This is a genomic window from Marinitenerispora sediminis (assembly GCF_003336425.1).
In the GTDB taxonomy this organism is placed as follows: Bacteria; Actinomycetota; Actinomycetes; order Streptosporangiales; family Streptosporangiaceae; genus Marinitenerispora; species Marinitenerispora sediminis.
In genome coordinates, this window is record NZ_QEIO01000186.1 from 1 (window position 1) to 8,528 (window position 8,528).

10 protein-coding genes are annotated in these 8,528 nt (G+C 70.9%); 5 read left to right on the top strand and 5 right to left on the bottom strand.

Annotated features, from left to right (window positions below; all coding sequences use genetic code 11):
* Window positions 1-92: 92 nt before the first annotated feature.
* The 5 genes from DEF28_RS23860 to DEF28_RS23880 all read right to left on the bottom strand — a co-directional run bounded on the left by DEF28_RS23860 (window position 93) and on the right by DEF28_RS23880 (window position 4,179).
* Window positions 93-998 (bottom strand): MinD/ParA family ATP-binding protein, encoded by a 906-nt coding sequence (locus tag DEF28_RS23860; protein WP_114433480.1) that lies wholly within the window; start codon window positions 996-998, stop codon window positions 93-95.
* Window positions 999-1,029: 31 nt separating this feature from the next.
* On the bottom strand, window positions 1,030-2,355 hold the full coding sequence (gene eccD, locus DEF28_RS23865) for a type VII secretion integral membrane protein EccD (RefSeq protein WP_114400363.1): 1,326 nt from the start codon (window positions 2,353-2,355) through the stop codon (window positions 1,030-1,032).
* Window positions 2,356-2,415: 60 nt separating this feature from the next.
* Window positions 2,416-3,408, bottom strand: a complete 993-nt coding sequence (locus tag DEF28_RS23870) for a TNT domain-containing protein (protein WP_114400364.1) — start codon at window positions 3,406-3,408, stop codon at window positions 2,416-2,418.
* 109 nt (window positions 3,409-3,517) lie between these two features.
* Complete coding sequence (locus DEF28_RS23875; protein WP_114400365.1) at window positions 3,518-3,820, bottom strand: pore-forming ESAT-6 family protein; 303 nt, start codon at window positions 3,818-3,820, stop codon at window positions 3,518-3,520.
* A gap of 23 nt (window positions 3,821-3,843) precedes the next feature.
* The gene (locus DEF28_RS23880; RefSeq protein ID WP_114400366.1) at window positions 3,844-4,179 is read right to left on the bottom strand and encodes a hypothetical protein; all 336 of its coding nucleotides are present in this window, start codon (window positions 4,177-4,179) and stop codon (window positions 3,844-3,846) included.
* A 206-nt stretch (window positions 4,180-4,385) separates the two neighbouring features.
* Here DEF28_RS23880 and DEF28_RS23885 point away from each other — a divergent pair, with 206 nt between their 5' ends.
* The 5 genes from DEF28_RS23885 to DEF28_RS28610 all read left to right on the top strand — a co-directional run.
* On the top strand, window positions 4,386-4,706 hold the full coding sequence (locus DEF28_RS23885) for a hypothetical protein (protein WP_147280249.1): 321 nt from the start codon (window positions 4,386-4,388) through the stop codon (window positions 4,704-4,706).
* A gap of 74 nt (window positions 4,707-4,780) precedes the next feature.
* Complete coding sequence (locus DEF28_RS23890; RefSeq protein ID WP_114400368.1) at window positions 4,781-5,113, top strand: DUF6507 family protein; 333 nt, start codon at window positions 4,781-4,783, stop codon at window positions 5,111-5,113.
* A 160-nt stretch (window positions 5,114-5,273) separates the two neighbouring features.
* Complete coding sequence (locus DEF28_RS23895; protein WP_147280250.1) at window positions 5,274-7,583, top strand: YwqJ-related putative deaminase; 2,310 nt, start codon at window positions 5,274-5,276, stop codon at window positions 7,581-7,583.
* A gap of 3 nt (window positions 7,584-7,586) precedes the next feature.
* Window positions 7,587-7,943, top strand: a complete 357-nt coding sequence (locus tag DEF28_RS23900) for a toxin-antitoxin system YwqK family antitoxin (RefSeq protein ID WP_114400370.1) — start codon at window positions 7,587-7,589, stop codon at window positions 7,941-7,943.
* Between the two features lie 10 nt (window positions 7,944-7,953).
* Window positions 7,954-8,528: hypothetical protein (locus DEF28_RS28610; protein WP_233515507.1), on the top strand; the 575-nt coding region annotated here is incomplete at its 3' end.

The window sequence follows — 8,528 nt, forward strand, 5'->3', positions numbered from 1 at the left end:
GGCCGGGCCTGGGCCGGTGTCCGGGAACGGGTGGTGCGGCCAGGGTCCGTCCGGTGGTGGGGTGGTCATGGTTCTCCTCGGGGTCGCGGTGGTCAGCCGGAGCGGCGAAGCACCTCGGCCGCCACCCGGGCCGCGGTGGTCCGGGACGTCTCGGCGAGCCGGCGGGGGTCGATGGTCGTCGTGCGGGCCAGGTGCCGGTCGTGCCGCAGCCGGAACACCGCGGCTCCGCCGTCGCGCAGGATGTCCGCGGTCGACGGGAAGTTGAAGGCGCGGTCCTCGTTGGGGACCTGGTCGACGAACACCACGACGGTGCGCGCGAGGACGGACTCGTCGCTTGCGGCGATCATCCGGTCCAGCGCCCAGCCGACTCCGGCCGCGCCCTCCCGGGTGGCCGTCTCCACCAGGACGTGGGCGTGCGCGCTCGCCAGTGTGGCGCGGTCGAGGTCGGCCGCGGGCCGGGGGCCGCGGCCGATCAGCGTTACGCCGAAGAACCGGGTGAGCGGCAGCACCGCGTTCGGCAGCACCTCCGCAGGCATCGCGGCGCCGGCGCCGCGGTCCCCACCGGGCAGCAGCCAGACGCGCTCGCGGGCCGGGGTCAGGCTGGGCTCCAGCTGCTCGAAGGAGTCCGCCTCGATCCTGGCGCCCGCGAGGTCGGCGAGGGACACCCGCGGCCGCACGCCGAACCGCAGGGCGAGCGTGCCCCGGTCCGGGACGAGGTCGACGGCGAGCACCCGGTCGTGCCGGTAGTGGGCGAACGCCATGGCGAGCAGCGCGATCAGCACGCTGCCGTCGGCCTCCCCCCTGGGGCTGCTGAGGACGACGCGGCGCCCGGTCGTGATCGGCCGCTGCAGCGCCCGCCCGGACTCGATCACGCCGACGACGTCGTCCGGGGGCCGGAACGTGCGCACGACCGCGCGGCCGACCCGGCGCGGCAGTGAGTCCCCGCGGTCGGCCGCCGTGGCCACGCCGCCGGCGGATGGCTCCGGAGAGTCGCCCATCGCCGTTCCTCTCCTCCCGGAAGGTCGTGGGTCAGAAGGTGTTGAGCAGGCGTTCGTAGGTGCCGAACACCCCGATCGCCACCGGGATGAGGGCGACCACCGCGACCGCCTCGAACCGGCTGGTGATCCGCCGCAGCCGGGCGCGGACGTACTCCGGCGGCTCCGCCGCGAGCACCGTGACCGGGATCGCCAGGCCGGCCACGAGCAGCCCGAGCGCCGTCCAGAACGCCCAGGTCGCCTGGTCGGCCCCGGCCAGGGCGGCGCTCACCAGTACCACCAGGGACGCGGCGATCAGGGCGGCCTTCTCGGCGATCAGCGGGTAGAAGCGGGAGCGGCTGGCCAGCACCACCGCGAACAGCAGGGAGAGCGCGGCCGTCCAGCCGTCGAGCTCCACCGCCAGCGCCAGGCCGGCGACCGCGGCGGCGACCGCCACGGCGATGATGGCCGCCGTCATGCTGCGGTGCGCGCTGACCAGCGCGGTCAGCACGTCGGTCCGCGCCACGGTCGCGCCGGCGCTGCGCCGGTCGTCCAGCGCCGTGAGCCCCGACAGGGTGAGCGCGATCCGCAGCAGCAGGCTGAGCAGGACCACGCACGCGACCACCGTGACCGCCGCGACGCGGGCCGCGTCCAAGCCGAGCAGCGCGCACACCGGCCACAGCAGGGCGAGCAGCAGCGCGATGCCGCCGCCGACCACGCCGCCGCGGCCGAGGGGGGAGGTCAGCCCGAGGGCGACGAGGAGCAGCGCGACGACGATCGCCAGCGCGTCCCAGCGCACCCAGCCCGGCCAGCCGTAGAGATCGGCCGCGAGCCACAGCGCGAGGCAGCCGAGCACGGCGCCGCTGACGGAGAGCGCCGTGCCGAGGGACTCCCGCCAGGTCGGGCCGATGGCCGCGCCGCTGATGCCGAGCAGCACCGCCATGGCGGCGACGGCCACGACGGCGGTTCCGCCGCCCAGGCCTGTCCACAGCAGGACGCCCAGCCCCAGCCACAGCACGGCGGCCGCGCAGGTGGCGGTCCATCTGGCCGCCGCCGGCGTCCACCGCCCCGCGTGTCCGTCGAGCGCGTCGCCCACCGCTTCGGGGACCTCGTGGACGACGGGCGCGGGCAGCGGCTCGTCGGCGCGGACCAGCCGCAGCACCGACCCGTCCGGGACGCTCCGGCCGGCGAGCGTGGCATCGCCGTCCAGGACGACGCCGGCCGCGGTGGTCAGGTGCAGCGGCTGCGCCGGACTGGACACCGGGTCGCCGAGCAGCTGGAGCACCTCGGGCAGCAGCGTGCCGATCGGCTCCTGGGCCGGCAGGACGGCATCGACCCTGCGCCGCTCGCCGACGAGTGTCACCCGGCTCCAAGCGGTCATCGCGCCCTTCCTATCGCTTCCCGGCCCCGCTCCCGGGCGGGGAGCCGGCCGAACTCGCGGCTACTGGGGGACATCCGTCACCGCGATCCGTTCAAGGTATCCGTTGCTCAGCAGCCACCGGATGCTCGGCAGCTCGGGGGGCTGGCTGAACCCGTTGGCGGTGACCCGGAACCGGAGAGCGCCGCCCGGGCTGCCGGCGGTGGGCGGGGAGAACGACGCGGTGGCCCGGAACGGATAGATCACCCGGTAGCGGTGATAGGCCTCGGCCCCGGGCACGCCCGCGTCGGCGGACTCCGGAGCGGTGCGCACGTACTCCGGGAGGCCGCGCTCCGCGAACGGCGTCCCGTCGGGGAAGAGCAGGGACCCGCTCTCCGGGCCGAACGCGTCGACGACCTGCCCCGGTTCGAAGGCGTGCTGGTAGGAGCCGCCGGCGCCGCCGGAGATCCGCTCCCCGGCCTCGGTGACGAGTTCGGCGTTCTGCTCCGCTGCTGTGCGCTCCTCCTCGGCCCCCAGCCGCTCCGGGACGGACTCCGTGGTGACGAGCTGCTGGTAGAGCCAGCGGGCGGCCTCGTCCACCGTCACGAACTCCGCCCCCGTGCGGCCCTGCTCGAACTCGATGATGCCGACGGAGAGGCGGTCGCCGTCGTCGGTGACGAGGTAGTAGCTGGCGACGCTGCCGGCCGGCGGCCGTGGCTCGTCCGGAAGGACGTAGAGGTCCGAGGGGACGCCCGCGCGGTCCAGCTCCTCGCGCAGCATGGGGAGGGTGACCTCCGTGCCGACCCAGCCGGCCGGCAGCGGAGGCGCTGTGACGTTGGGCGGACCCGCCGCCTGCTCGCGCTCGGTCTCCTGGTCGCGCAGCTGGGTGTTGAGGAAGGACCAGCCGACCGTTCCCGCGCACAGCACCGCCGAGACGCAGAGGCTGACGACGATGCGCATGATGTTCTCGTCGAGCCGCCTGCGGGTACGCAGCGTGCCGAACAGCGCAGCCTCGCGGAGCCGCTGACGGCGGACGGCGACCGACTCCAGCAGCTGGCTGTCGTAGTCGCGTGCCATCGGGGCCCTTCAGTGTCGGGGGTGTCGCGGGGAGGCACCGGGCGTGCGCTGCGGGAGGGGCGCCGGCCAGCCGGCGCCCCTCCCCAGGCTCGGCGTGTGCGCGTCGGTGCTAGATGGCCTGCACCGCCGCGCCAGCACGGCTCAGCGCCTGCTGCGCGGTGCCGTCGTTGCTCTCCAGCGTGTCGCGCACCAACCGGATGATGTCACGCACCTCGTTCGCGGCGTTGTGCCACTTGAGCTCCTTGGCGCTGTACTCGTCGGAGACCCCGGTGGCCTCGAAGTCGGCCATGGCGTTGCTCACGTCGACGTCGTGGCTGCCGATGATGGCCTCCAGCGCGCCCATGACGGCGTGGATGTTGGTCTGCGCCTCCTGCGAGGCGCCGATGTCGTAGCTGTTGCGTCCGTCGCTCATCGGGTTCCCTCCCGGTCGTGCGATCAGGCCGTCCGGAACTTGGCGGCGTCGAAGTTGGCCGCCCCCATGTTCTGGCGGGCGTCCTCGGCCATGGTCTGGTTACCGGTGGAGAAGGCCGTCTGCATCCCGCGCTGGCCCTCGTTGATCGATCCGAGTCCCGCGTTCAGGTCCGCGGTGATCTGCTCGGAACGGGCCTTGAACGAGTCGAAGGCCGCCTTGCCGGCACCGTTGAACTTGCCCACCAGGGGTTCGGCGGCCGAGATCAGCTGCTGGATGAGCGTGCCCAGGTCCTGGTTCGAGACCGAGGTGTTGCTGGCAAGGGTGGTCAGGGTCTGCTCGCCGTAGTCCCATCGAGACATGTGTTCACCTGTTCCTCGGTTGCCGCACCGTCGTCCGTTCTCTCCCTACTCCGCAGACGGACGCCGGATACCGCTGGTTCCCCCGAAACGCGATCGCTGACCGCCCACATGCGGCCGTTCATGTCCATTCGGGTAAAGGATATTTATAATACAGGTAATGGGAGGTTGACCGGGGTTCTTTCGGGGTGTGCACAGGGGGCGGGGACGTGAAGTTCGAAGTCGTCGAACCGGCGGACTGGGACGGCACGGCGGACGCGGGCGAAAACGCTGGTGAAACGCCGGAGGACGGGCCGGCCGCGGCCCCGGAGCAGGCGGAACCGCAGGAGCCGCAGGCCCGGCTGCGGGCGTCCACGGTCCGGTTGCGCGACCAGGTCCGCCAAGACGCCGCCGGGCTCGGCGACAGCGTCGCGCGGCTCATGTCCCGCGTCAGCGATATGGAAGCGCGGCTGGCCGATTCCGGTCACGTTTCCGCGGGGCGGCCGCCCGCGAATTTCCGGGCCGACAGATTCGGAACCGCCGGGCGGTAGCGCGGCTCCAATTCCACAGGGTTGCGGGCCGGCGGCATTTCGCGCCGGCCCGCTCACGGGAGGGACAGGCTCACATGTCTGGATGGGACATCGACGCCCCGGCGGTGGGCACCGTGATGACGACCGTCGGCGGCTACGTCCAAGGCGATGACGGCACCGGCGGTCTCGTCGGCAAGATCACGACGTTCGCCGGCAACGTGGAGAACGCGGGGGCGCAGGCGGCGAGCGGTCCGATCAGCACGGCGCTGGGCGAGTTCGTCGAGGAGTACGCCGGCAAGCTGCAGAGCATGGTGCTCAAGAGCGCGAGCGCGGTCGGCGGGTGCACCGAGGCGACCATGGCCTACCTGGACGGCGACCTGGAAATGGCCGCGACCGCCCAGGAAGGCGCGGGAAGGATCGACGCATAGCGGACCGCGTCGGCGGCTCGCTGTCCTGGGCCCCGCGTCCGGATTTCCATACACGACGACTTGATCGCGAGGGCGCTGTTCTCAACGCCCGAACATCCGTGGCATCGGCGAGCGGGGGAATGTCTCACCGCTCGGCGGCTGAATTCGAGGGGCAGCGGCGTTGAGCGACGGCGTGATCGATCCCGGAGCGATTCCCATTCCCCCGGTGGACCCGGACGAGGTCGAGGCCGCTGGCCGGGCCCTCAAGGGGGACGGCGAGGGCATCGCGCAGACGGGACAGGACATCAAGTCGGCCTGGGGCGGGTTGGCGGGCAACTACATCGCACCGGAGGCCGACACCCTGCTGGCGGCCGTCGATCCGGTGGCGACGGCCGGCGACGACTTCGGGTCGGCGACGGGGACGGTCGGGGACGCGCTGATCGACTTCGCCGAAGAGGTGCGGCCGATCCTGGCGCGGCTGCGGAGCCTGAAGACGGACGCGCAGAACTTCGTCGACGGCATCCGCGGCGACGACGACTGGCGCAAGGACGAGGACAAGGTCAACGAGCACAACGGGCTGAACGACGACGTGCTCGCGGCGGTGAACGACTACCAGGCGGCGGAGCGCACCTGCGCCAACGCGATCACCGCGATCTTCGGCGGCACGACCTTCGTCGCGCTGAACCCCGACGGGGAGACCGTGCTGGGGAGCGGCGAGGAGGCGTACGGCTTCACCGAGGCGCCGCGGGGCGTCGAGACGCCGTGGGCCACGCCGCAGGAGTACGACGCCCCGTGGTACGAGGACGCCTGGAACGGGATCGCGGACTTCGGCATCGGGATCGCCGAGGACCTCGGCGGGCTGGTCGGGCTGTACGGCGAGAACGGCTGGGGGGTCAGCTCCTGGAGCGAGTGGGGCGACAACCTCGCGGCCAACTACGGCGGCATGCTCGAAGGCTTCGGCGCGCTCGCCGGGTTCTACGGTGAGAACGGCTGGGGGGTCGGCTCGTTCGGGGAGTGGTGGGGCAACTTCTCGACGGGCTGGACGGAGTTCGCGCACGCCATCGTGCCGTGGCGCGAGTGGGGCGACCGGCCGGGGTACGTCATCACCCAGAGCGTCCTCAACATCGGCAGCATGTTCGTCGGCGCCGGCCTGGTCAAGGGCATCATCCAGGGAGGCCGCCGCGCCGGAGGTGGTCCCGACGCCGACGCCCCCGACGGCCCGTCGACCAACCGGGTGGACACCGACGACGTGCCGATCGGCCAGCGCCCCGAGGACATGCCCTCCACGCAGGAGCTGAGCGAGGCGCTGGACGGCCTGGAGGTCGACGCGGGGCGCCTGGACGGCCTCAACGACGCACTGGACGACGCGGCCGGGCTCTCCGAGCGCCAGCCGGCCCCGGTCGGGGGTGGGGAGCGCCCGGACGGCGACAGCTCGTCGGATCGGCAGCCGGGCAGCGGCGACGGACCGTCCGACTCCGTGCCTCCGTCCCCGGATTCCTCGGATTCTCCGAGTGACCGCAGCGGTTCCGAGTCTGAGGACGACGGGCCTCACGGCGACTCCGCTCCGGAGGAGGACGGCCAGTCCGTAGACCGGACCCCTGCCGACGAGAACGGCGACCGGCAGCCGGCCAACGATGGCCCCGACGGTGAGTCTGGCGACGACCGCCGTGAGGAGGGCCAGGACAACCAGCAGGACGGACAGTCAGAGCCCTCTCCCGATGCGGATTCTCCCGAGAGCGGAGACCCAGCAGACGAGGGCGGCGACGGTGGCGGCGACGGCCCCGGGGACGGGAACGGCGATGGCTCCGGTACGGACGCGGGGGATGGCGGCCCACAGCGCCTCCCGTCCGACAGCCGGGCTGGTCAGATTCTGGAAACACTTGATGAGTCCCGTGTGGAACGCAATGGCGATGGTCTTATTGAGAGCGTCGACGGTAAACCCGTCAACGAATATCTCAGTGAGGTGCTGCAGGGCCGTGCGGATGATATTCGCGGTATGGTGGAACGGGGTGAGATCACCAAGGGTTCGTTTGGTGGTGGCACGGGGGTGAACTCCGTGGTGATGGACAGGCGTACCGGCGAGCTCGTTGAAGCGTACAATGGCCGGCGGAACGACATTATTCCCGAGGAGAGGGTCCATCCGCTGCTCAGGGAACGGATGGAGCAGATGCGGGAAAATGGGCCGTACGATGTGTACGACCGTCGGACTGGTGAAATCGTCGGCCAGTCGGAGTTCCCGTTCAATGACCACCCGCTGCGGCATGCGGAGGTCAAGGCGATCAACGAACTGCTCTGGGGGAGAGGAGGGGACGTTGGTCCGGAAGTGTTCTCGGACTTCCAGATTGATAATTCCTTCCCGCTTTTCAAGGCGGGGCCGCAGTCGTCGCCTTGTTGTGCCAACTGCACGAGAATGGTTGACGGGGCGGGAAGTAACCCGGGAATGCTTCCGTACCCGCCGGGGCACCCTAATTATCAAAGGATTGACGAATAGCTGATGAAGCGCGTTCGTGACGATGAAGTCGATGGTGATGAGTTCGGCACTCTCCTGTACGAGGGGGAGCCGTTTACTGGTGAAGTGGTAGAGGCTGCCCCGAGCGGCCAGATTATCTCCTTGATGACGTACAAGGACGGGTACGAGGACGGGCCCTGGTTGGAGTGGTATCCGGACGGTTCTCCCCGTATTGAGGGGCAGAATGTCTTCGGCAAGGGGGCTGTGGGCAGGTGGAGGGAATGGTACTCCAATGGTCAGTTGGCCAAGGATCAGGAATTCGATGAGCGGGGAAATGAAATATCAAGGCGTCAGTGGGATGAAGATGGTAACCTCGTTGAGGATGTGATGTATCGGAAGTAATTGGTGGGTAGTGGAATCGCAGCAGGAACTCGCCGACCGGATCCTGGCGTTCGACCTGTCCACGGGGGGACGCCAGCGCAAGTCCCCGGTGGTGCTCATGCGGGAGTACCTCCGTCGGCGGGCGTGGTGGGCGCGCGAGGTGGAGGGGGCGGGCTGGCCGTTCGGCGACCTCGCGGCCGCCATCGACCCCGCGGTGCGGGCGGATCCCGAGCTCGTGCACCGGGTCAGGGAGAGTTTTCCTTACTGGGTCTTCGGAATGGTCCTGGATACCTGCGAATGGGCGCTGCACTTCCGTGCTCTGCAGGAGTCCGGAGCGAGCCTGCCTGACCTGCCCGACCCGTTCGAGCCGCTGCTGCTTATGTACGAGCGCGGCGACGGCTTCGCATGTCCCAGCCTTCCTTCATCGACGTCGCCGGCACCGGCGTCCGCCGGGGCCGCCTCACCGACCACCTCGACCCGGAGCCCCGCGCGCCCATGGACCCCGCCGAACTCGACGCCCTGGACGCGCCCGCCCAGTGACGCGGCGGGCGTCCACAGCACCCCGTCGCCCCCTGACCTGGTAACACAAGGAGAACCGTGTACCCC